A 23259-nucleotide genomic window follows, 5' to 3' on the forward strand; every position below is an offset into this window, starting at 1 on the left:
CACCCGACCGAACCCGAGGCTCAGTCGATCAGGCTGGCCTCGGGTTCGGCCTTCGCCTCCGCGCGCGGGCGTGACAGCGCGCTCGGCCACCAGATCCGGTCGCCGATATCCAGCGTCAGCGCGGTGACCAGGATCGACCGCACGATGATGGTGTCGAGCAGGACGCCGAGGGCGATGAGAATGCCCATCTGGGCGAAACTCACCACGGACAGCGTCGCGAACACCGCGAAGGTGCCCGCGAGCACGAGTCCGGCCGAGGTGATCACACCTCCGGTCGCCGCGAGTCCGATCAACGCGCCCGCCTTGGTGCGGTGTTTGGCCGCCTCCTCGTGCACCCGCGACATCAGGAAGATGTTGTAGTCGATGCCGAGTGCCACCAGGAAGACGAAGGCCAGCAGCGGGAGCCCCGGATCGGTGCCCTCGAATCCGAGCAGGTCGAAGATCCAGCGGCTCAATCCGAGCGCGGCGAAATAGGACAGCACCACCGTGCCCGTCAGCAGGACCGGGGCCAGTACCGAACGCAGCAACAGCATCAGGATCACCATGACGATGGCGAGCACCAGCGGCACGATGACCTTGTTGTCGTGCGACACCGCGCGTTTGATGTCGAGCATCACCGCCGTCTGCCCGCCGACCTTGGCATCGGGGTCGGCCACGTGCACGGCGGCGCGCACCCGATCGACGGTGGCGTCGGCGGCCGGGCTGTCCGGCGGATCCGCCATCGTGCCCTCGACGTAGACCAGTCCGTCCTTGACCACCGGTTGGGCGGTGGCGGTGATGCCCTCGGTCGACCGCAGCGCCGAGATGACGGCGTCGGCGCGCGCGGCCTGACCGATGACGATGACGGGGTTACCCGTGCCCGCGTCGAAATGTCGTTCCAGGACTTCGGTTCCGTCGACCGCCTCGGAACTCCCGACGAAGGCGTCCTTGTTCGCGATGCCGTTGGACTCCAGGCCGATGGTTCCCAGCGCCAGCGCGCCGAGCGCGAGCGCGGTGCCGATCCACACGGTGCGCGGCCTGCGGTTGACGGCGAATCCGACCCTGGCCCAGATTCCGGATTCGGTGTGATTGACGCTGCCGAAACTGGGGTGGCGCGGCCAGAAGATCCACCGGCCGACGATGACGAGCAGCGCGGGCAGCAGCGTGAGCATGGCCAGCAACGCGACGGCGACGCCGATCGCGCAGACCGGGCCGATGCCCTTGGTCGAGTTCAATTCCGCCACCAGCAGCGCCAGCATGCCGATGATGACGGTGACACCGCTGGCGAGCACGGCAGGTCCGGCCCGATGCAGCGCGACGGCCATGGCTTCGTGTCTGTCCTCGTGACGACACAATTCCTCGCGATATCGAGCCACGAGCAGCAGCGCGTAGTCGGTGCCCGCGCCGAAGACGAGAACGGCCAGGATCGCCTGGCTCTGCGCGTTCATCGTGAGACCGACTTCGGTAGCCCCGAAGACGGCGCCCTGGGCGATGATCAGCGCGAAACCCGCGGCCAGCAGCGGCAGGACCCACAGCATGGGGCCGTAGGTGAGCAGCAGGATCACGATGACCACGGCCGCGGCCGCGTACAGCAGCAGACCGTCGATCTGCGCGAAGGCCTCACCGAATTCGGCGCCGAATCCCGCCGGACCGGTGGCGTGCAGGGAGAGCCCGTCGGGCCGTTCACCCGCCGCGTCCTTGATCTCCTCGACGACGACAGCCAGCCGACTCCAGCCCTCGGCGCCCATCTCGATCGGGACGAGGACTTCCACCGCCTGACCGTCATCGGACTGGATCGGACCGAAGATCTTGTCCGCGACCACGTGCTCGACCTGGGCGGCCCGGCGCGCGTCGGCGGCGATCGCCGTCCGGTCGGCTTCGGTGATGCCGCCGGTGCGCTCGTAGACCAGTACCAGCGGGATCTGCTCGCTGTTGCCGAACGATTCCGCCAGTCGATACGCCTGGGTCGATTCGGCGCTGTCGGGCAGCCAGTTCACGCTGTCGTTCTGCTGCGCGTCGGTGAGTTTGCCCGCCAGCGGGAACAGGGCGAACAACGCGATGATCCACACGCCGAGCACGACCCATTTGCTCCGGCGCCCGCTCGGAATCCGTGCGAGTGTGCCGAGCAGGTCGTTCATATCCGGATCGGTTGGTGCGGACATCGCCGGGCCCCCTCGTGCAGCAGCAGTACGGCCGTATCGTACGTACGCATCCCGACAATACGTTTGTGTGATCTTCATTGCCGGACAGGGTTCGCCGGTCGTCTCCGCTCGGCGGGCGGAGGTGCGCAGAATCGCCGCGCGCCACGGGTCCGGGCGGCGGCTGACCACTCGTTATCGGCCGCGCTACCCGGGTCCTTATCGGTCCGAATTCCGCTATCGGACACTTCGTTCGGATTCGACGGACGCGCGTCGCGCATGTATAGATGCCTATACATGCCCGGGAGGATTTCCGACGCCCCGGCAAACAGACACCGTAGCCGTGACCACTTTTCACGGTGGTGCAGCAAGTTCTCAGCGATCGATTCGGCCGTCAGGGCATACCCCCGCGTGCGCCGACGCGGACGTGCCGCACAATGAGGTGCCGCAGGCGATGTCGCCCGACGTTCCTCCTCTCCGACGCACTCCACCAGGACACAAGGTGTTGTGCTGCATGGACATGTCACCCACTAGGAGTAGTGTTCGGAGCGACGAATCCGTGACGGTAGCGTGCTCAGCGGAAAGGTGTGGAGGCAGGATGAAACTGATCGATCGGGTGTCGGCCATCAACTGGAATCGGGTGCCCGACGAGAAGGATGCCGAAGTCTGGGACCGGTTGACCGGCAACTTCTGGCTGCCGGAGAAGGTTCCGGTGTCCAACGACATCCCCTCGTGGAACACCCTCACCGCCGACGAGAAGCAGCTGACGATGCGGGTGTTCACCGGCCTCACGCTGCTCGACACCATCCAGGGCACCGTGGGCGCGGTCAGCCTGATTCCCGACGCGTTGACCCCGCACGAGGAGGCGGTGCTCACCAATATCGCGTTCATGGAATCCGTGCACGCCAAGAGCTACAGCTCCATCTTCTCGACGCTGTGCTCGACGCGCGAGATCGATGACGCGTTCCGGTGGTCGGAGGAGAACCGGAATCTGCAGCGCAAGGCCGAGATCGTGCTGCACTACTACAACGGCGACGACCCGCTCAAACGCAAGGTCGCCTCCACGCTGCTCGAGAGTTTCCTGTTCTACTCCGGCTTCTACCTGCCGATGCACTGGTCCTCGCGCGCCAAGCTCACCAATACCGCCGACGTGATCCGCCTGATCATCCGCGACGAGGCCGTGCACGGCTACTACATCGGCTACAAGTACCAGAAGGGCTTGGAGCTGGTCTCCGAGGCCGAACGCGAATCGCTCAAGGACTACACCTTCGAGCTGCTGTTCGAGCTCTACGACAACGAGGTCGAGTACACCCAGGATCTCTACGACGAAGTCGGCCTCACCGAGGACGTCAAGAAATTCCTGCGCTACAACGCCAACAAGGCGCTGATGAATCTCGGCTACGAGGGACTGTTCCCCAAGGACGAGACGGACGTGAATCCGGCCATCCTCTCGGCCCTGTCCCCCAACGCCGACGAGAACCACGACTTCTTCTCCGGGTCGGGCTCCAGCTACGTCATCGGTAAAGCCGTCAACACCGAAGACGAGGACTGGGAGTTCTGAGTCCGTCTCCGCACACGAAGGCCCCGCTCCCGGCGGGGCCTTCGTCGTACGTCTACGCGCCCGAACAACTTTGGAGAATGACCAAGATCTGAGCCATACCGATTTTCAGGTCCGCGACGTCCGACTTCAACGTGCCTACGTCGGACTTCAGCGTGCCCACGTCGGATTGCAACATGCCCAGGTGGCGTTCCATCGCATCTTGGCGCACCGTAAGAGCACCGATGTCGACGCCGATCGACACGAGGCGCGAGGCGATCGTGCGACCATCCAGATCGCCGATACTCCTCCGGATATCTTCGAGTTGCTCCTGTACTCGCGTCACTGTCACGGTGTCGCGGCTGATCTGGTGATCCCGCCACAGCTCCAGCGCACGCACACGTTGTTCCAGAGACTTCACGCCACTCATCAGGTCGAGCCCTCCCCTCGTGGAAACAACTTCGAAAGCGCGTTCGACCATAGCCGCAGACTCTTACCGGCGCCAGGTTTTCAGAGAAAACCAGTAGTGAATTTCACCTCGGCGACGGGCGCTCGCCTGCTCCCGGGGTGCCACCGGGCATCCCCTCGGGGCGTGGTCCGCCCGCGCCGGGCGGACGTCCGGAACCGGCATCGGAGGGCGTGTTCTGCGATTTCGCCGCGACGCCCACGGTGAGCGAAACGGTGAGGCCGGTCGCCGGAGTTCCGGAGATCTTCGCCAGTTCCGCGTCCCAGCCGTCGCCGAAGACGTTGTCGGAGGCGAGTGTGACGCCCGACATATTCCGGGTGCTGGCGGAGTAGCCGGGATCGTAGGCGTAGACGGATTCGCAGACATCCTGCGGCAGGGCGATCTGGGAAGTCAGCCGGGCATTCGCACCGGCCACCGCGGATTCGAGGCTGTCGTAGACCTCGAAGTGGATGTGGGGCCAGCGGCCGTCGTAGCAGGCGGGGAAGATCGAGGTGAAGGTGACCGAGCCCGACGCGTCGGCCACCTGGACGCCACGCAGATAGTTCTGGTCGGTGACACCCTCGCTGTAGAGCGAGTACTCGCCCGCCCTGTCGCAGTGCCAGAGGTAGACGGCCATGCCCTCGCCCGCCGCGGCGCCGCGAGTCAGATCCTGCAATGTCAGTCGGATCTCGGTCGGAACTCCCTGCGCGACTCCGGAATACGACCCGAAACTGGTTCTGATATCCGAACGCGCCACACCGGATTCGATGAGGACGTTCGGCCCGTTCGAGCCGTCGCCCGGATAGGGTCCCGCGGTCTCCTGCGGAGTCGCCGCCACCGCGGCGGACGTCCCCGATGACGCGCTCGTCGACGTCGCTGTCGAACCCGCCGTGTCGGAGGAGGAACAACCCGCCGCCACCGTCGCCGCACCCGCCGCACCGAGGAAGTACAGGGCGCGCCTGCGGGACACCATCACCTTCAGATCGTGGGCCAGCCCCAGATCGTGCTCGTGCGCTCCCTCATCCCTGCCCCTGCGGCGTGCTGCGCCCATGTCCTGCCCTCTCCACTCGTCGTCTCGGTGCGACCGACGCTATGCGCCATCACTCGGCGCACCCTGGGACGTAGCCGCGAGTTCGCTGTGAACAGAGAGGACCGACCCATCCCCGCGGGCCGGGCGCGGACGGCCGATTCAGATGCCGAGGACGATTTTGGCGGTGGTGAAGTAGATGATCAGGCCGGTGGCGTCCACGAGCGTGGTCACCATCGGGGCGGAGACCACGGCGGGATCGATACGGAACTTCTTCGCCAGCAACGGCATCGTGCCGCCGATCGTGGCCGCCCAGCCGCAGATCAAGATCAGGGTGATGCCGACGACGATGGCGATCTTGGTCCCGACGAAGATCGCGCCGATCACCACGCCCGCGCCGGCGAGCATCGCGCCGAGTACCAGGCCGACGCGACATTCCCGCCAGATCACCTTGAACAGATCCGAGCCGCGCACCTCGCCGACCGCGACCGCGCGCACACACGACGTCGCGGCCTGCGCGCCCGCGTTGCCCCCGGCTCCGATGAGCAGCGGGATGAAAAGCGCCAGGTGAGCGGCCTGTTCCAGGGTGCCCTGGAAGAAATCGGTGACGCTCACCGTCAGCGTCGCCGCGAGCAGCAACAGCAGCAGCCACAGCGCCCGGTAGCGGGCGAGCTGGAACACACCGGCGGCCATGTAGTGCCCGGCCCACGGCGCGGACCCGGCCTGCTTGGCCACGTCTTCGCTGTCGGCGGCCTCGATGACCTCGACCGCGTCGTCGAAGGTGAGCAGCCCGACCAGGCGGTCCTCGCTGTCGACGACCGGCAGGTTGAGATCGTTGGTTTCGCGCATCAGTCGCGCGGCGCGTTCGGCCGAATCGGTCGCCCGCACGAAGGCGGGTTCGGTCACCACGAGTTCGGACACCATGGTGTCGGGTTCGCTCAGCACCAGTTCGCGCAGTTCCACGATCCCGATGAGCCTGCGGCCCGCGTCCACGACCGGGAGCGTGTAGACGGTCTCGGCGTTGGTGCCCTTGGCGCGAACGGTGCGCAGGGCGTCGGCGACGGTCAGATCACGCGGCAGCGCAACGACTTCCGGCGTCATGAACAGTCCGACGGACCCCTCCGGGTAACCGAGCAGCGCGGCCGTCATGCGACGCTCGCGCGGACTCAGACCTGCCAGCACCTTCTTGGCGACCTTCGCGGGCGCCTCGTGCAGCATCCGCGCGCGATCGTCGGGGGCCATGCCCTCGACCAGTTCGCGAAAACTCTGATCGCGCAGGCCCTGGAGGATCTGCTGCTGGTCGACCGGTTCGAGTTCCTCGAAGACGGCGAGGGCGAGATCCTTGCCGAGCAGGCGGAAGGCGACGCCCGCCTGTACGGCGTCCATGCGGGCCAACTGGTCCGCGATGACGTGCGGCGGATGGTTGCCGAGCCAGTCGAGCGCGGCGTCGACACGGTGACTTTCGACGATGTCGTTGAGAGATTCGGACAGCGTCGGGCGTACTTCGATGAGATCGGTCTGCGACATGGGTGGTCCTCAGCACAGCGACGAGTGACGGGTGAATCGATGACACGAAGTCACACCGCGAGGCGACCGCTCACGACCGGATCACAGCGAAGGCTGTTCGAGAAAAGCTCGGTCAGTACGAAAGAGCGGCGCCGCGCGGCTTTCGACTCGGAGGTTCGCTGCGCATGGCAACCCCACCTCCTCCATATCGCTGCGGGGAGATCACCACCGCAGACTCCGAATGCGCCGCCGAGAAAGGCCGGGCACAAAGCTTCCTCGCAAAGGATACATGCGTCAGGCCCCCGATCCACCCACTCGAACGCGTTCACCGCCCCGCCCGCCCGATATTCACCGCCGCGACGTCGTCCGTGCACCGGCGCGCCCGCGCGAATTCGCGTAACCCGACCGCTCAGGCGGCGAAGCTCGCCTCGACGGCGTTTTCGACATCCGACCAGGTCACGGTGTGGCTGACCCAGTCCGGCGCCAGTTCGGTCTGCACACCGAACAGGTACAGGTTCGGCACCAGACCGCGCAACGCGACGTGCACATCGATCCGGTCGTCGATCATGTGTGTGATCGACAACTCGGCGCAATGCCGCGCCTTCTCCGCGCGTGCGCGACAGAAACGGACGTTGTCGCGCGACAGCCCGGTCCGTTCGTAGAACTCGTGATGGTCGAGCCACTGCCGCGTCCGATCCTGCACGCGCGGACCACATTTGGAGATGATCCAGGTGCGCCCGCCGAATCGTCGGACGAGCCGGGGCAGCACCTCGAACGCGCCGGGACTGGGCGGGGTTCGCATGGCCTCCTCGAATCCCCCGGACAGGAATACCGTGTCCGCCACGCCCGGGGCCAGTGCGGCCCCTTGGATGACGCGGCCGAAATCGACGCCGAGTCTCGGTTGTTCTCTCGTGTTCGGTTGTTCTTTCGTATTCATAGCCCTCTCAGCGTGACCGGTCGCCCGCGCGGTCGCTACCGCTTTTCCACGCGGACACCCGGATTAGACGCATCCAGCGTCGAACGGTTGTCCGCGCGCCGACGACGCGGAACAGTTCTCGCCGAGTCCGGAGCAGCCCGGACCGGGATACGAGGACGACGTCATGGCCGACACCGACAAGCCGCGTTCGGGATCTCAGGCCGTCGAGCGGGCCATCCACCTGCTCAATTGCTTCGAGGGCGACGATCCCGAACTCTCCATCAGCCAGTTGGCGCATCTGGCCGGAGTTCCGGTCAGCACCGCGCACCGCCTGGCCCAGGCGCTGGTGCGGGGACGGTTGCTGGAACAGGATCCGCTGACCGACCGCTACCGGGTCGGCCACGGCCTGGCCACCCTGGCCCGGCCCGCCCTGACCCGGCTCGGCATCGATTCCGCGGCGCCGCACATGTACGCGCTCGCTGCCGGGATCAAGATCACCGCCAGTCTCAGCGTCGCCGATTCCAGCGACGCCGTCACCGTCTTCCAGGCCAGACCGCCGGTACTGTTCTGCCGCCATCAGCTGCCGCGCCTGCGTCAGCCGTTGCGTTCCAGCGCCACCGGACGGGCCCTGCTCGCCTACTCGCAGGCGGACTGCGGTCTGCGCACCGACCTGGATCCGGTGCGGCGCAAAGGTTTCGCACTCGAGGAGTTCGAAACCGACGAATTCGAGGACGCCGATCCGATCCGCTCGATCGCCGTCCCCGTCTTCAGCCCGGACCGACAGGTCTGGGGCGCGCTGAGTGTGCAAGCACGGGCGGTGCGCCTCAACGACGCCCTGATCCGCGAGATCCTGCCCGCGATGCAGCAGATCGCCGTCCGCATCGGAACGGTCGTCCAGAATTCCACCCACCCGCAGTAAGCGGTCCACACGGGATCGGTCACAACCACTTCATCATCGAATTCGGCACCCGACCGACGGCTCGAGGATCTCCCGCCCCTTCGCCATCAACGAATCCGTTGCGCCGGTATAGCGCGATAGCGTGTTCGTTGTCGGGCGAGACCGTCAGCCGCAGGACCCTCGCATGCCCCCGGACCGCCCACTGTTCGACTGCCTGAACCAGGCGATCGCCGACACCCTGCCCGCGCGCTGTCGGTGTGATCCACAACGTTCCCAGCTCGACGACGCCGTCCGCCGCGCCGGGGAAGCCACTCACCATTCCGATCGGCCGCCCGTTCGACTCGGCGAGCAGATTGCACGACCCCGGAATACTCAAGCGAGTACGCCAGCGCTGCTCGTGGTCACCGTCACCTTGCCAATCCTCGAGCCGCGACGCGAAGGCATACGGGGCATCCGAGAGGGCTTCGAGCCGTAGTTCTCGCCAAGCCCGCCAATCGTCCGAACTGGCTGGACGCGTATCGATCATGACGCGAGAGTGCCTATCGCAATGTCGGACTGCAAATGCCGTCGGCTGCGACAGCGCTCAGCCGTGTTGAACGACGAGACACCATGACAGCTCGGAACGCTGGACGGCTCGAAGGCGGTCCACGGGGTGAATCCCGCTGATTACAACCCTTCTGCCCGGCCATCCGCCCCTGTTAGCTGGGCACATGTCGCGGACAGACGATGACCAGGTAGGGGTAATTGAAATCACCCCGATTTTCACAATGTGGAATGCCTGTTGTCTCGCCGCCACCGCGACCCACACCATGGGACGACGCCTGTCACCCATCCAGCTCATGAAGGTTTCGACGTGTTGATACGCACCGCGCTGATCCGCCGCCGCGCGATCGACCTGATGCGCGTTCCGCACGGGATCTGTCGCCGCTGAGGCGGTAGCGCGCCCGGGCGAACCGCGCGGGCGCACCGCTTCCGAATTCTGAACACACAGTCCCACCGGGAATATCCCATTTCTCGGCGTCGCCGCCGCATGCCCTTTTCGGGTGGCACGGCTCGCCTTCTCGAAGGAATACCTATGGCCTCCACCGCATCACCGCGGCGCGTCTACCGAGTTTTCGCCGCCGCACTCACCGTTCTGGCGAGCGCATCCGTACTCAGCGCGTGCGGCTCCTCCGAAACCACCACGACCGCCGACGGCAAGACGGTCCTGCGCTACCAGGGACAGACCGGCCAGGTCACTCCGTTCGAATTGGCCGATGATCTCGGCTACTTCAGCAAGATCTCGCTGAAGTGGGAAGGCGACACCACCAGCGGACCGGCCAATATCCAGGCGGCCGCGACGAATCAGGTCGAATTCGGCAGCGCTTTCAACGGGGCGGTGGTGAAACTGATCTCGGGCGGCGCGAAGGTCACCTCGGTGCTGAGTTCCTACGGTGCCGACGAGAAGTCCTTCAGCGGCTATTACGTGCAGGAGAATTCCCCGATCACCTCGGCCCGCGATCTGATCGGGAAGAAGGTCGCGGTCAACACCCTGGGCGCGCACCACGAATTCATCACCAGGGAGTGGCTGCATCAGCAGGGGCTGTCGGAGGCCGAGATCAAGCAGGTGCAACTGCTGGTCGTGCCGCCCGCGAACACCGAGGACGCGTTGCGCAAGGGCCAGGTCGAGGTCGGCACCCTCGGCAGTGTCTTCCGTGAGACCGCCCTGGAACGCGGCGGCATCCGCCCGCTCTACACCGACAAAGCGATCTTCGGCGAATTCGACTACGGCACTTATGTTTTCCGCGATGACTTCATCGCCAAGAACAGCGACGCGGTACAGGATTTCGTCCAGGGCACCGCTCGGGCGACCCGCTGGTTGCAGGTCACTCCGCGTGACGAGGTCGTCGCGCGGTTCAAGACGATCATCGAGAAGCGCGGACGCAACGAGAACACCGAACTACTGAAGTACTGGCGCAGTTCCGGCCTTCCCGTGCCCGGCGCGGTGATCGCGGAGAAGGAACTCCAGATCTGGATCGACTGGTTGGTGCGCAACGGCGAGCTCAAAGAGGGCCAGCTGAAGGTGACCGATCTGTTCACCAACAAGTTCAACCCGTACGCCAACGGGACGTATCAGCCCACCAGCGGGCCGACCGGGGAAGCGATTGCCAAATGAGCACCACGACAGCAAAACTCGCACTCAACGGAGTAGGCAAACAATTCTCGATTCGCGGTTCCGACGAGAAGTTCACCGCGTTGGACGACATCACGCTGGAACTGCGCGAGGGTGAGTTCCTGGTGCTGGTCGGGCCGAGTGGCTCCGGTAAGTCGACCCTGCTGGATCTGCTCGGCGGGCTGAGCAAGCCGTCGTCGGGGCAGATCCTGCTCGACGGCGCGCCGATCACCGGTCCCGGACTCGACCGCGGCATCGTCTTCCAGCAGTACGCGCTGCTGCCCTGGCGCACCGCGCGCACGAATATCGAATTCGGGCTGGAGGCGAAGGGCTTGCGGCGCAAGGCGCGTCGTGAACTCGCGAACGAGTATCTCGAGTTGGTCGGTCTCACCGGATTCGGTGACCGGTACCCGCACGAACTGTCCGGCGGTATGAAGCAGCGCGTCGCCATCGCCCGCAGCCTGGCCTTCGATCCCGAGGTGCTGCTGATGGACGAGCCGTTCGCCGCGCTGGACGCGCAGACCCGAGAGTCGTTGCAGGACGAGCTGTTACGCATCTGGCGCGCCACCGGAAAGACCATTCTGTTCATCACCCACGGCATCGACGAGGCCGTGTACCTCGGTCAGCGAGTCGCGGTACTGACCTCGCGGCCCGGGCGGGTCAAGGCCGTGATCGATGTCGATATCGAGCGCGACACCGGCGAAGACATCCGTTCCACCGAGGCGTTCCGTTCCTACCGGCACGAGATCTGGTCGCTGTTGCAGAGCGAAGTGCAGCGCGCGCAGGGCCAGGAACGCGAATCGCTCACCGAAAGCACCGCAGCCGAATCCCGTACCGAAAGGCCGATCCATGTCTAGCGCAGTGGAACTCCTCGCGAAGCCGGTCCGCGCGATCGCACCGGTCACGCCTCGACCGGTGGCCGAGACCGTCGAACGCGGACCGTCGGTGGCGCGGCGGATCGGCGCGCTGATCGCCAGGACGGCGTGGCGGATCGCCAAACCGCTGGTCGCGATCGGGGCCTTCCTGCTGCTGTGGCAGTTCGCGCCCCAGGTCGGCTTGGTCGACCAGGTCTTCCTGCCTCCGTTCACCACGGTCGCGCAGGCCTTCATCGACCTGGTGCAGAGCGGTGAGATGTGGACCCATGTCTCGGCCAGCCTCAATCGTTCGCTGAGCGGTTTCGCCCTCGCGCTGGTGATCGCCGTTCCGCTCGGTATCGCCATCGCCTGGTACAAGCCGGTCGCGGACCTGCTCAACCCGATTCTCGAACTGTTCCGCAATACCGCCGCGCTCGCGCTGCTTCCGGTCTTCGTCCTGATCCTCGGCATCGGCGAGACCTCCAAGGTCGCGCTCGTGGTCTACGCGAGTGTGTTCCCGATCCTGCTCAACACCATCACCGGTGTGCGCACGGTGGACCCGCTGCTGATCAAATCGGCCGTATCACTGGGGCTGACGCCGATCCGGCTGTTCCAGAAGGTGATCCTGCCCGCCGCGATCCCTTCCATCTTCACCGGTCTGCGGATGGCCGCGGCGAGTTCCATCCTGGTGCTGCTGGCCGCCGAGATGGTCGGCGCCCGTGCCGGTCTCGGCTACCTGATCACTGCGGCGCAGCAGAATTTCCAGATCCCGAACATGTACGCGGGCATTCTCGCGATCTCGCTGCTCGGTCTGTCGTTCAATGGTCTGCTGGTCACTCTCGAACGCCGGTTCTCGCGCTGGCGTGTCGAATCCAACCACTGACAATCCGTTCCACCCGGTTAGGAAACAGATCCACCCATGTCCCCGAAGCAATTCCACATCAACGCCTTCCTCATGGGAGTCGGGCATCACGAGGCCGCGTGGCGTCATCCTCGGACCGAGGAGCAGCGCGTACTCGATGTCGCTCATTTCCAGGAACTCGGGCGGATCGCCGAACGCGGCAAACTCGATTCGGTGTTCTTCGCCGACGGACTCGCGGTGGGGCCGCGTATCGAACGCAACACCCTCGCCGTATTCGAGCCGGTGACCCTGCTGGCCGCTATCGCCTCGGTCACCTCGAAGGTGGGGCTCATCGCGACCGCGTCGACCACCTACAACGAGCCGTTCAACCTCGCCCGCAAATTCGCCTCGCTCGATCACATCAGTCACGGGCGGGCCGGGTGGAACATCGTCACCTCCGCCGGTGAGGACGAGGCGCTGAACTTCGGCTACGACGAGATTCCCGAGCACGCGCGGCGCTACGAGCGGGCCCAGGAATTCGTCGATGTCGCCGTTCGACTCTGGGACAGCTGGGAATCGTCGGCGATCGTGCTCGACCCGAGGGAAGGCGTTTTCGCCGATCCGTCGAAGGTGCACACCATCGACTACGACGGTCCGCGCTTCCGGGTGCGCGGACCGTTGAATTCCCCGCGCAGCCCGCAGGGCCGTCCGCTGCTGGTCCAGGCGGGGTCCTCGGAGAGCGGTAAGGATTTCGCGGCGCGGTACGCCGAGGCGGTGTTCACCGCGCAGCGCACCCTCGCCGAGGGGCAGGCCTTCTACCGCGACCTGAAGTCGCGGCTGGCCAAATACGGGCGTTCGGCCGACGACCTGAAAGTGCTGCCGGGTCTCGTGCCCTATATCGCCGATACCGAGGAGGAGGCGAAGGCGCTGGAACAGGAATTCACCGATCTGATCTCCCCCGACTACGCGCTCGGTCAGCTCTCACGACTGGTCGGCGTCGACCTCACCCAGCACGCCCTGGACGCACCGCTGCCGCCGCTGCCGGAGGTCACCGATTTCGAAGGCAACAAGAGCCGGTTCAGCCTGGTCAAGGAATTGGCCGAGAACGAGAACCTCACGGTGCGTCAACTCATCGGCAAACTCGGCGGTGGACGCGGGCACCGGTCCTTCGCGGGCACTCCCACCCAGATCGCCGACGAATTGCAGAGCTGGTTCGAGAACGGCGCGGCGGACGGATTCAACATCATGCCGCCGTATCTGCCGGGTGGACTGGAGGATTTCGTCGACAAGGTCGTCCCGATCCTGCAGGAGCGCGGACTGTTCCGGACCGACTACGAATCCGACACGCTGCGTGGGCATTACGGGCTCGACGCGGTGGAAAGCCAGTTCGCCGACGTTCGCACCGAAGCGAGCGCATGACCTCGTGTTCGGAGTCCGCACCGCTCACGCCGATGGATTCATTGCGCCCGTTGGTGTTCACGGTCTACGTGCCCACACTGGCGCGGGGTATCGGAATGGGCGCCGCCGCGCCGGTGATGACACTCACCGCGCTCGATCTCGGTGCGTCGGTGGCGGTCGCGGGCTTATCGGTGGCCCTTGTCGGCCTCGGCCAGGTACTCGGCGATATTCCGGCCGGGCAATTGGTGGCGCGGGTCGGCGAACGAGCCTCGACCATCGGTGGCACGACGGTCGGTTTGATCGGAGTGCTGCTGTGTCTACTCGCGCCGAATGTGTTGGTGCTGTGCGCGGCACTGCTGATCGTCGGGCTGTCCAATGCGGTGTGGGGGCTGGCGCAGATGACGTATATGGCCGAGGCCATCGTCTTCGAGCGGCGGGCCCGAGCGATGTCACTGTTCGGCGGGGCGATGCGACTCGGGTTCTTCGTCGGCCCCTTCCTGGGCGCGCTGGCGATTCTCGGGATGGGCACCAGGGGCGGTTTCGCGGTGCAGTTCGTCGCCTTCCTGCTCGCAGGCTGGATGATGGCGCGCACACCGTTGCCGGGCGTCGGTGGACCGACACCGGTAGCGGCGGCGCCGCTGTCGCTGATCGGCGTCGGGCGGTTGCATCACCGGGTGCTTCTCACCCTCGGCGCGGGATCGCTGCTGATGGGCGCGGCGCGGGCCTCACGCGAAGTGATCCTGCCGCTGTGGGCCAACCACATCGGCATCGGCGCGGCCACCGCCAGTCTGCTCTTCGGGATAGGGGCGGCACTGGAACTGGTTTTCGCCTATCCGGCCGGACATCTGATGGATCGGTTCGGGCGCGGTCCCGTCGCGGTGCCGTCACTGGCCATCCTGGCGGTCGCGTATCTGACGGTGCCGCTGACCTATTCGACGATCACACTCGGCGCGGTGGCGATCGCGATGGGAATCGGCAACGGCATCGGCAACGGGGTGATCATGGTGCTCGGCGCGGATGTGGCCCCGGCCGCGATCCGCTCGGAATTCCTGGCGGCGTGGCGTCTCACCCACGACGGCGGCGCGTTCGGCGGACCACTGCTGATCGGCACGCTCGCGACCGCCGCGCCACTGGCGGTGGCGGCCTTGACCATCGGCGGGGTCGCGGCACTCGGCGCGACGGTGATGGCGCGCTATATCCCGGTGTATGTCCCCTGGCCACCCGCCGGGCAACGATCGGAACCCTCCAACCAAAGGTGACACCATGACCGAAATCGATGTTCTCGTCCTCGGCGGCGGCCCGGCGGGCACCTGGGCCGCGTTGAAGGCGGCCGCGACCGGGGCCTCGGTCACACTGGCGGACAAGGGATTCTGCGGTAGCAGCGGCGCGACGGCCGCGGCGGGCACCGGCATCTGGTACGTGCGGCCCGAAGCCGAACTGCGCGAGAAGGCGATGGCGAGCCGCGAAGCGCTCGGCGGCTACCTCGCCGATCGGGAGTGGATGACGCGGGTTCTGGACGAAACCTTCGACCGCGTCAACGAACTCGCCGAGGCCGGTCGCTACCCGTTCCCGGTGAGCCCGGACGGCACCTCGCTGCGCACCGGCGTACAGGGACCGGAATACATGAAACGCCAACGGCTTCGGGTGCAGCGCGCGGGCGTGACGATTCTCGATCACAGTCCGGCGTTGGAACTGCTCAGGACCGCCGACGGCGCGGTCGCGGGCGCGCGCCTGCACCGGTTCGCGGACGGAACGCGGGTCGATATCGCCGCCCGCGCGGTGGTACTCGCCACCGGCGGCTGCGCGTTCCTGTCGAAAACGCTCGGCTGCAACGTCAATACCGGCGACGGCGCGTTGATGGCGGTGGAGGCGGGCGCCGAACTGTCCGGCATGGAATTCTCCAACGCCTACGCCATCGCCCCGGAGTTCACCTCGGTCACCAAGACCGCGTACTACGGGTTCGCCACCTTCTACCTCGGCAACGGCGAGGTCTTGCGGGGCGCGTCGAGCAAGGGCGGACGTTCCGTCATCGCGCGGACCCTGCTGTCCGAGCCGGTGTTCTGCACGCTCGATCAGGCCGACGAGGCCCAGCGTCGGGCCATGCGCGTGGGTCAGCCCAATTTCTTCCTCACCTTCGACCGGCTCGGCATCGACCCGTTCACCGACCGTTTCCCGATCACCCTGCTGCTGGAGGGCACGGTGCGCGGCACCGGCGGGGTGCGGGTGGCGGGGGCGGACTGCTCGACCGGCGTACCCGGCCTCTACGTCGCCGGTGATGTCGCCACCCGCGAACTGATCTGCGGCGGGTTCACCGGCGGCGGCAGCCACAATGCCGCGTGGGCCATGTCCTCGGGCAGCTGGGCCGGTGCGGGCGCGGCGCGATACGCACTGCGCCAAGGCAATTCGGCCGGTGACCGCAAGCGCTACGGCGCCGGTGAGATCGGTCTGCGACCCACCGGACGGATCGACGCGGGGCTCTCCCACGGTGAGATCGTGGCCGCGGTGCAACGCGAGGTGCTGCCCTACGAGAAGAACTACCTACGCCACGGCGACCGCCTGCGTCCCGCGCTGGCCGCACTGGACGACGTGTGGTTCGCCGCACGCGAGGGACTCGCTCACGCGGGCGCCGATCCGTCGAAGGTCCGCTCGGCCGCCGCGATGACGGCGCACGCCCGGTGGATGTACACCGCCGCGCTGGCCAGGACCGAATCGCGTGGAATGGCGCGACGCGAGGAATTCCCCGATCAGGATCCCGCGCAGCACCACCGGCTGCTGACCGGCGGACTCGACGAGATCTGGACCGCGCCGGAACCGGTATTCCTCGCGGGCACGGAGTTGGTGTCGGCATGATCGAAGTCGTCTCGGCCGAACGCTGCATCGAATGCGACAAATGCATCGAGGTCTGCCCCACCCACGTCTTCGATCGCGGCGCGGACGGCATCCCGGTGCTCACCAGGCAATCCGATTGCCAGACCTGCTTCATGTGCGAGGCGTACTGCCCGGTCGACGCCCTGTTCGTCGCGCCACGCACCGAACCGCTGCCCGCGGACGACCCGCAACTCGACGAGGCCTACCTGATCGAGCGCGAACTGCTCGGCAGTTACCGCAGGAAACTCGGTTGGGGCGGCGGACAACTCGGCGCGCGCGTCGCCATCGGCCCCGAACTGCCATGATCCCGCTGACCAAACGGCGCGAGGTCGACTTCATGCGCGTGTACCGCAGTGCCTGTTGCCCCGCGATCGGCCCCGAGACCAGCCCGCCCGACTCTTCCGAATGAGTTTGCCATGACCGCTGTACACGAGAACCCGACCATCCTCGCCACCGAAGCCGCCGAGACCGTGCGCGTCGAACCGGTCGCCGGTCATATCGGCGCCGACATCTCCGGCGTCGATCTGCGCGAGACGCTGACCGACGCGCAGGTCGAGGCCATCACCTCCGCGCTGCACACCTACAAGGTGCTGTTCTTCCGCGACCAGCACATCGGCCACGCCGAGCAGATCGCCTTCTCCCGGCGTTTCGGCGCGGTCACGCCGTCGCATCCCTACGACACCGACGCGCCGACCGAGTTCCCGGAGATCCTCGCCGTCGACAGCCGCCTGTACGAGAAGCGGTTCGGGGTGCGCAAGGTCAGCTACACCAACCACTGGCACACCGATGTCTCGCCGCTGATCAACCCGCCCGCCGCATCGATCCTGCGGGCCGAGATCGCCCCCGTGCGCGGAGGTGACACCCGGTGGACCAACCTGGCCGCCGCCTACGAGAACCTGCCGGAATCGCTGCGCGGTTTCCTCGACGGATTGCGGGCCGAACATCGATTCGGTGGCCGCAAACCCGCCTGGAGCGACGACAGCGACTACGCCAAGAAGGTCGCCACCGCCCCGTTGGTCACCGAACATCCGGTGGTCCGTGTGCATCCGGTGACCGGCGAACGCGCGCTGTTCGTGAATCCGGGTTTCACCACCCATATCGTCGGGCTCAGCCCCAGCCAGAGCGACGCGCTGCTGGCGCTGCTGTTCGACGAGATATCGAACCCGGCGTACACGGTGAGTTTCCGCTGGCGGGCGGGCAGCATCGCGTTCTGGGACAACCGGGCTACCGCGCACCTGGCGCCGAGCGATGTCGATCACCTCGACGTCACCCGCGTGCTGTACCGCACCACCCTCGAGGGTGATATCCCGGTCGGCGTCGACGGGCGGCCGTCGACCTCCATCTCCGGGAAACAGTTCACCGGCGCCTAGACCGGACAGATGGGTCCGGTCGAGCGTCGTTCGGCCGGACCCGTCCGCGCGGGTCGCCTAGGCTCGGGGTTGCGCGCAGGCAGCGCCGAACCCTTGACCCGCGTTCGACCACCCGCGACAGTGTTCGGCGGCCCACGCCGTCACCGCGGCGCGTCATCGCGCGGGGTCACCGCGACGAGGTTCGAGCAACGACAGAGGAGATTTCAGTGCGTTTCGGTATCTTCATCCCACAGGGTTGGCGACTCGACCTGGTCGGAATCGATCCCGCGTCACAGTGGACCGTCATGCGCGACCTCGCCCAGCGCGCCGACGCGAGCGACATCTGGGAATCGCTGTGGGTCTACGACCACTTCCACACCGTGCCCGTGCCGACCGAGGAAGCCACCCACGAGGCGTGGACGCTGATGTCGGCGTTCGCCGCGACCACCTCGCGGATCCGGCTCGGCCAGATGTGTACGGCGATGAGTTATCGCAATCCCGCCTACCTCGCGAAGGTCGCCGCCACCGTCGACCTGATCTCCGGCGGCCGCGTCGAAATGGGTATCGGCGGCGGCTGGTACGAACACGAATGGCGTGCCTACGGTTACGGATTCCCGTCCGCGGGCGATCGACTGCGCCGCCTCGACGAGGGCGTGCAGATCTTCCAGCAGGCCTGGACCAAGGGCGAGGCGACCCTGGACGGCAAGCACTACCAGGTCGACGGTGCCATCGTCCGCCCGCTTCCGTTGCAGGAAGGCGGAATTCCGCTCTGGATCGCCGGTGGCGGCGAGAAGGTGACCCTGAAGATCGCGGCCAAATACGCGCAGTACACCAACTTCAGCGGCATCCCCGAGGAATTCACGCACAAATCCGAACTGCTGCGCGCGCACTGCGCCGACGTCGGCACCGATTTCGACGCGATCGTGCGTTCGTCCAATTTCAACGCCGCCATCGGCGCGACCGAGGCCGAGGTCGAGGAGCGGTTGCGCACGCTACAGGATCGGCTCGCACCGTTCGTCGGGGCCGAAGCCGCGGCGGCGCAGATCGACAATGTGTACCGCACCAGCGCGGCGGTCGGCACGCCCGAGCAGGTGATCGAGAAGCTCACCGCCGTCAAGGCACTCGGACTCGAGTACGCGATCCTGAACTTCCCGGAGACGGCCTACGACACCTCGGGTGTGGAGTTGTTCGAACGCGAGGTCGCGCCGGCGTTGGCGTGATCGTCACGGAGTATCGAGGCGGGGCGGTTCGCGGTGGTGCTGTCCGCGAACCGCCCCGACGACTACCGCCAAGCGGGCGTCTTGCGCCATCGATCCACCGACTCGTCGGTGATCCGTTCGTGGGAACGCACCATCATCCGTTCCAGCACCGCCATGCGCTGCCGCTGCACCAGCACCTGTCGCAGCGCCGCGTGAACCGTGTCCTCCGGCGTGGTGGTGCCCAGCAGCGCGCCGACCACCGCCAGCACCGCGTCGTCCACATCGATCGTCACCTCGGACATACCCGCACCTCCCGCTCACCCGCCCCCACCGAATCGTAGGACGACAACGGGTTTCGCAGTACCCCCGACCCGCGTCGTCGCGCGAGCGGGTTCGGTTCGTTGCCGGGTCTTGCCCGCGGCGCGACGAATTCGTGGCGTGGTCAGTGTTCGCGCTCGTCGTATTCCGCACGGCGCGCCGCGATATCGGGATCGTGCTCGATCGCCCAATCCGCCGGCGCCGCCGCGTGCGGGATCAATGTGACGCCTCTGATCGCGCAGACGTCGGACATGATCACCTCGCTGACGGCCGGGCACACGGATGTAACTTTTGTAAGCCCTCCGATGCTGGTCGACAATGACGCTGTTGACAAGTGGTAGTCGAGAGGAGTGCGCGGACATGACCGTGGCCTATTGGATCGTCGCCGGTTTGCTGGCGCTGTTCTACCTGTACTCCGGCGGCATCAAGGTGGTGCAGTCGGCGGATCGGCTGCGGCCGATGATGGGCTGGATCGACGCGGTGCCGCTCGCCTTCGTGCGCGTCATCGGCGTGTTGGAGGTTCTCGGCGCGCTGGGACTGATCCTGCCGCCGCTGACGGGAATCGCACCGGTGCTCGCCCTGGTCGCGGCGATCGGGCTCGTGCTGGTCCAGATCGGCGGGATCGCGGTGCACCTGAGCCGAGGCGAGGTGAAGGTGATCGGGTTGAATATCGCCCTGCTCGTCCTCGCCTGCGTGGCCGCCTGGCTCGCGACCACGTGGCTGTGAACCCACCGCGGATCTATCCGCGCGAGGTGAGACGCCGGACCAGCGCCGGAATTCTCGACGCCGACATCAGCGCCCGGAATTGCCAGCTGTCATCACGGGGCAGAACGCCGCCGCGCTGGGTCGCGTCGAGGAAGTCGTAGAGGGTTTCGCCTTCTTCCATGAGGCCGTTGTCGTCGAAGTGATAGCGGTCGACCGCGGTGCACTGGATGAACCGCCCGCTGCCGTGAATGGCGGGGGCGGTGTCGTCGTACGGGTACAGGCGGAGCGGACCGTCCCAGTGGCCGCTGCCGACATAGCGAATCACGATGCGCACCCGGCCTTCCGGCGTGATATCCAGATAGACCTGTCCCGGCAGCGGGTCGTAACGCCAATCGGGAATCGCCTCGAAGAAGGCGAAGTTGTACCGCACGAATTCATCGATGCCGACGATGGTGCGCCCGAAAGTCGTGACATCGGTGTAGCGCACATCCCTGGCATAGAGTTCGTCGTTCACACTCATATCCCTGACCAGGAAACTCCACCAATACTTCTTGGCCCAGTCCATGACCCAGCTCAGATCGACCCCGAGCTTCTCGTAGAACGCGAGTTTCGCGCCGAACTGGACGAACCATTCCTCGGTATTCGCCTGGAGTTCCGGCTCGGTGATCACCCGTATCGGCACGGCCCGATTGGACTGTAGGAAATCCGGAGCGGGGCGCGACAATCGCGGACGCCGCAATGCCTGCTGGAACTGTTCCTCATCGAACACGGCGCATCCTCCTGATCGTCTTCAGGTCCGGATACGCGGTCGCCCTCCAGAACCGAGACAACTGGAATCAAATGATTCATGTCGAATCAGGTGATGTCAATCGTCCGGCGAACCCGAGCCCGCGCTATCGCTGCGAGAATGCCGACAACATCGAATCGCCGCATCGTTCTGACACCGCCGAATACGCGACGAAGGTGACGCCTGTCGAGACGTCGCCGCGAAGACGAATGCGCGGCACCGCCTTTGGGCGACACCGCGCATTCGACGACTCACAGCATGCAGCTGACGCAGCCCTCTACTTCGGTTCCTTCCAGGGCCATCTGGCGCAGGCGGATGTAGTAGAGGGTTTTGATGCCCTTGCGCCAGGCGTAGATCTGGGCCTTGTTCAGGTCACGGGTGGAGGCGGTGTCCTTGAAGAAGAGGGTCAGCGACAGGCCCTGGTCCACGTGTTGGGTGGCGGCGGCGTAGGTGTCGATGATCTTCTCGTAGCCGATTTCGTAGGCGTCGTCGTAGTACTCGAGGTTGTCGTTGTCGAGGTAGGGGGCCGGGTAGTAGACGCGGCCGATCTTGCCTTCCTTGCGGATCTCGATTTTCGACGCCACCGGGTGGATCGAGCTGGTGGAGTGGTTGATGTAGGAGATGGAGCCGGTCGGCGGGACCGCCTGCAGGTTCTGGTTGTAGATGCCGTGTTCCATGACCGAGGCTTTCAGCTCGCGCCAATCGTCCTGGGTCGGGATGCGCACGCCCGCGTCGGCGAAGAGCCGGGCGACGCGTTCGGTCGCGGGCGCCCACACCTGATCGGTGTACTTGTCGAAGTATTCGCCGGTGGCGTACTTCGATTCCGGGAAACCGCCGAAGTAGCTGCCGCGCTCGATCGCGATCCGATTCGAGGCCCGAATCGCGTGGTAGACAACGGTGTAGAAGTAGATGTTGGTGAAGTCGATACCTTCTTCGGACCCGTAGTACACCCGTTCACGGGCCAGGTATCCGTGCAGGTTCATCTGGCCGAGGCCGATCGCGTGCGACTGATTGTTGCCCTGTTCGATCGAGGGCACCGAGTAGATGTGGGTCTGATCCGACACGGCGGTCAGCGCGCGGATCGACACCTCGATGGTCTGCGCGAAATCGGGCGAATCCATCGTCTTGGCGATGTTCAGCGAACCCAGGTTGCAGGAGATGTCCTTGCCGACCTTGGAATAGGACAGGTCGTCGTTGAACTCCGACGGCGTGGAGACCTGGAGGATCTCCGAGCACAGGTTCGAGTGGGTGATCTTGCCCGCGATCGGGTTGGCCCGGTTCACCGTGTCCTCGAACATGATGTACGGGTAACCCGACTCGAACTGCAACTCGGCGATGGTCTGGAAGAATTCGCGCGCCTTGATCTTCGACTTGCGGATCCGCTTGTCGTCGACCATCTCGTAGTACTTCTCGGTGACGTCGATATCGGCGAACGGCTTGCCGTAGATGCGTTCCACATCGTAGGGCGAGAAGAGGTACATGTCCTCGTTCTTGCGCGCCAGTTCGAAGGTGATGTCGGGGATGACGACGCCGAGCGAGAGCGTCTTGATGCGGATCTTCTCGTCCGCGTTCTCGCGCTTGGTGTCGAGGAACCGGTAGATATCGGGGTGGTGGGCGTGCAGGTACACCGCGCCCGCGCCCTGACGCGCACCGAGCTGGTTGGCGTAGGAGAAGGAGTCCTCGAGCAGTTTCATGATCGGGATGACACCCGAGCTCTGGTTCTCGATCTTCTTGATCGGCGCGCCGTGCTCGCGAATATTGCTGAGCAGCAACGCGACTCCGCCACCGCGCTTGGACAGCTGCAACGCGGAGTTGATGGAGCGCCCGATGGACTCCATATTGTCCTCGATGCGGAGCAGGAAGCAGCTCACCGGCTCGCCGCGCTGCTTCTTGCCCGAGTTGAGGAAGGTCGGGGTCGCGGGCTGGAAACGGCCGTCGATGATCTCTTCGACCAGCTTGCTCGCGAGCACCTCGTCACCGGCGGCCAGCGTCAGCGCGACCATCACGACGCGGTCCTCGAATCGCTCGAGGTAGCGCTTGCCGTCGAAGGTCTTGAGCGTGTACGAGGTGTAGTACTTGAACGCGCCGAGGAAGGTCGGGAACCGGAACTTCTTCGCGTAGGCCTGCTTGAACAGCTTCTTGATGAACGGGCGGCCGTACTGCTCGAGAACCTCTGCCTCGTAGTAGTTCTCGTCGACCAGGTAGTCCAGTTTCTCCTCCAGATTGTGGAAGAAGACGGTGTTCTGGTTGACGTGCTGAAGGAAGTACTGGTGCGCGGCCTCCCGATCCTTGTCGAACTGGATCTCGCCGTTCGGGCCGTACAGGTTCAGCATCGCGTTGAG

The 23259-nt window shown here is 65.7% G+C and carries 22 protein-coding genes; 12 read left to right on the plus strand and 10 right to left on the minus strand.

Going from position 1 to position 23259, the window contains the following annotated elements; translation table 11 throughout:
- Nucleotides 1-20 precede the first annotated feature (20 nt).
- Complete coding sequence (locus DAT37_RS29490; RefSeq protein WP_109528145.1) at nt 21-2141, minus strand: MMPL family transporter; 2121 nt, start codon at nt 2139-2141, stop codon at nt 21-23.
- Between the two features lie 574 nt (nt 2142-2715).
- Here DAT37_RS29490 and nrdF point away from each other — a divergent pair.
- A complete protein-coding gene (nrdF, locus tag DAT37_RS29495) occupies nt 2716-3678 on the plus strand; it encodes a class 1b ribonucleoside-diphosphate reductase subunit beta (RefSeq protein WP_109528146.1) in 963 nt (320 codons plus the stop codon).
- Between the two features lie 52 nt (nt 3679-3730).
- On the opposite strand, the gene DAT37_RS29500 is transcribed toward nrdF, so the two are convergent.
- The 4 genes from DAT37_RS29500 to DAT37_RS29515 all read right to left on the minus strand — a co-directional run bounded on the left by DAT37_RS29500 (nt 3731) and on the right by DAT37_RS29515 (nt 7569).
- Entirely contained in the window at nt 3731-4135 is a 405-nt protein-coding gene (locus tag DAT37_RS29500; RefSeq protein WP_157978770.1) for a hypothetical protein, read from the minus strand.
- Between the two features lie 52 nt (nt 4136-4187).
- Nucleotides 4188-5150, minus strand: coding sequence for a peptidase associated/transthyretin-like domain-containing protein (locus tag DAT37_RS29505; protein ID WP_109528148.1), 963 nt, complete (start codon nt 5148-5150; stop codon nt 4188-4190).
- A gap of 138 nt (nt 5151-5288) precedes the next feature.
- Nucleotides 5289-6653, minus strand: coding sequence for a magnesium transporter (gene mgtE / locus DAT37_RS29510; protein WP_109528149.1), 1365 nt, complete (start codon nt 6651-6653; stop codon nt 5289-5291).
- 388 nt (nt 6654-7041) lie between these two features.
- Complete coding sequence (locus DAT37_RS29515) at nt 7042-7569, minus strand: hypothetical protein (protein ID WP_109528150.1); 528 nt, start codon at nt 7567-7569, stop codon at nt 7042-7044.
- Nucleotides 7570-7732: 163 nt separating this feature from the next.
- On the opposite strand from DAT37_RS29515, the gene DAT37_RS29520 reads away from it, so the two are divergent.
- The gene (locus DAT37_RS29520) at nt 7733-8467 is read left to right on the plus strand and encodes an IclR family transcriptional regulator (protein WP_109528151.1); all 735 of its coding nucleotides are present in this window, start codon (nt 7733-7735) and stop codon (nt 8465-8467) included.
- 19 nt (nt 8468-8486) lie between these two features.
- Here DAT37_RS29520 and DAT37_RS29525 read toward each other — a convergent pair whose 3' ends face one another.
- Nucleotides 8487-8972, minus strand: a complete 486-nt coding sequence (locus DAT37_RS29525) for a GNAT family N-acetyltransferase (RefSeq protein ID WP_109528152.1) — start codon at nt 8970-8972, stop codon at nt 8487-8489.
- A 549-nt stretch (nt 8973-9521) separates the two neighbouring features.
- Here DAT37_RS29525 and DAT37_RS29530 point away from each other — a divergent pair.
- The 9 genes from DAT37_RS29530 to DAT37_RS29570 all read left to right on the plus strand — a co-directional run bounded on the left by DAT37_RS29530 (nt 9522) and on the right by DAT37_RS29570 (nt 19128).
- Nucleotides 9522-10601, plus strand: a complete 1080-nt coding sequence (locus DAT37_RS29530; protein WP_109528153.1) for an ABC transporter substrate-binding protein — start codon at nt 9522-9524, stop codon at nt 10599-10601.
- Nucleotides 10598-11455, plus strand: coding sequence for an ABC transporter ATP-binding protein (locus tag DAT37_RS29535; protein WP_109528154.1), 858 nt, complete (start codon nt 10598-10600; stop codon nt 11453-11455). Before DAT37_RS29530 ends, DAT37_RS29535 begins: the two co-directional genes overlap by 4 nt.
- Nucleotides 11448-12335 carry an ABC transporter permease gene (locus DAT37_RS29540; RefSeq protein WP_109528155.1) on the plus strand — a complete coding sequence of 296 codons (888 nt, stop codon included), beginning with the start codon at nt 11448-11450 and terminating at the stop codon, nt 12333-12335. The genes DAT37_RS29535 and DAT37_RS29540 overlap by 8 nt, the downstream gene beginning before the upstream one ends.
- 36 nt (nt 12336-12371) lie before the next feature.
- Nucleotides 12372-13712: an LLM class flavin-dependent oxidoreductase gene (locus DAT37_RS29545; RefSeq protein ID WP_109528156.1), complete on the plus strand. Its 1341-nt coding sequence runs from the start codon at nt 12372-12374 to the stop codon at nt 13710-13712.
- A gap of 32 nt (nt 13713-13744) precedes the next feature.
- Nucleotides 13745-14950, plus strand: coding sequence for an MFS transporter (locus DAT37_RS29550; RefSeq protein WP_109528556.1), 1206 nt, complete (start codon nt 13745-13747; stop codon nt 14948-14950).
- Nucleotides 14951-14954: 4 nt separating this feature from the next.
- Nucleotides 14955-16541, plus strand: coding sequence for an FAD-dependent oxidoreductase (locus tag DAT37_RS29555; RefSeq protein WP_109528157.1), 1587 nt, complete (start codon nt 14955-14957; stop codon nt 16539-16541).
- A complete protein-coding gene (locus DAT37_RS29560; RefSeq protein ID WP_109528158.1) occupies nt 16538-16864 on the plus strand; it encodes a 4Fe-4S dicluster domain-containing protein in 327 nt (108 codons plus the stop codon). Before DAT37_RS29555 ends, DAT37_RS29560 begins: the two co-directional genes overlap by 4 nt.
- A gap of 111 nt (nt 16865-16975) precedes the next feature.
- A complete protein-coding gene (locus tag DAT37_RS29565; RefSeq protein ID WP_109528159.1) occupies nt 16976-17929 on the plus strand; it encodes a TauD/TfdA dioxygenase family protein in 954 nt (317 codons plus the stop codon).
- 206 nt (nt 17930-18135) lie between these two features.
- Entirely contained in the window at nt 18136-19128 is a 993-nt protein-coding gene (locus DAT37_RS29570) for an LLM class F420-dependent oxidoreductase (RefSeq protein WP_109528160.1), read from the plus strand.
- Between the two features lie 62 nt (nt 19129-19190).
- On the opposite strand, the gene DAT37_RS29575 is transcribed toward DAT37_RS29570, so the two are convergent.
- Together DAT37_RS29575 and DAT37_RS46140 are read right to left on the minus strand one after the other, a co-directional pair.
- Nucleotides 19191-19409: a type II toxin-antitoxin system VapB family antitoxin gene (locus tag DAT37_RS29575; protein ID WP_109528161.1), complete on the minus strand. Its 219-nt coding sequence runs from the start codon at nt 19407-19409 to the stop codon at nt 19191-19193.
- Between the two features lie 140 nt (nt 19410-19549).
- Nucleotides 19550-19678: a hypothetical protein gene (locus tag DAT37_RS46140; protein WP_269814814.1), complete on the minus strand. Its 129-nt coding sequence runs from the start codon at nt 19676-19678 to the stop codon at nt 19550-19552.
- Nucleotides 19679-19785: 107 nt separating this feature from the next.
- On the opposite strand from DAT37_RS46140, the gene DAT37_RS29580 reads away from it, so the two are divergent.
- Nucleotides 19786-20151 (plus strand): DoxX family protein, encoded by a 366-nt coding sequence (locus DAT37_RS29580; protein ID WP_109528162.1) that lies wholly within the window; start codon nt 19786-19788, stop codon nt 20149-20151.
- Nucleotides 20152-20164: 13 nt separating this feature from the next.
- On the opposite strand, the gene DAT37_RS29585 is transcribed toward DAT37_RS29580, so the two are convergent.
- Together DAT37_RS29585 and nrdE are read right to left on the minus strand one after the other, a co-directional pair.
- A complete protein-coding gene (locus DAT37_RS29585) occupies nt 20165-20899 on the minus strand; it encodes a nuclear transport factor 2 family protein (RefSeq protein WP_109528163.1) in 735 nt (244 codons plus the stop codon).
- Nucleotides 20900-21168: 269 nt separating this feature from the next.
- Entirely contained in the window at nt 21169-23250 is a 2082-nt protein-coding gene (gene nrdE / locus DAT37_RS29590) for a class 1b ribonucleoside-diphosphate reductase subunit alpha (RefSeq protein ID WP_232840121.1), read from the minus strand.
- Between the last annotated feature and the right edge of the window lie 9 nt (nt 23251-23259).

Source organism: Nocardia aurea (assembly GCF_003123685.1).
In the GTDB taxonomy this organism is placed as follows: Bacteria; Actinomycetota; Actinomycetes; order Mycobacteriales; family Mycobacteriaceae; genus Nocardia; species Nocardia aurea.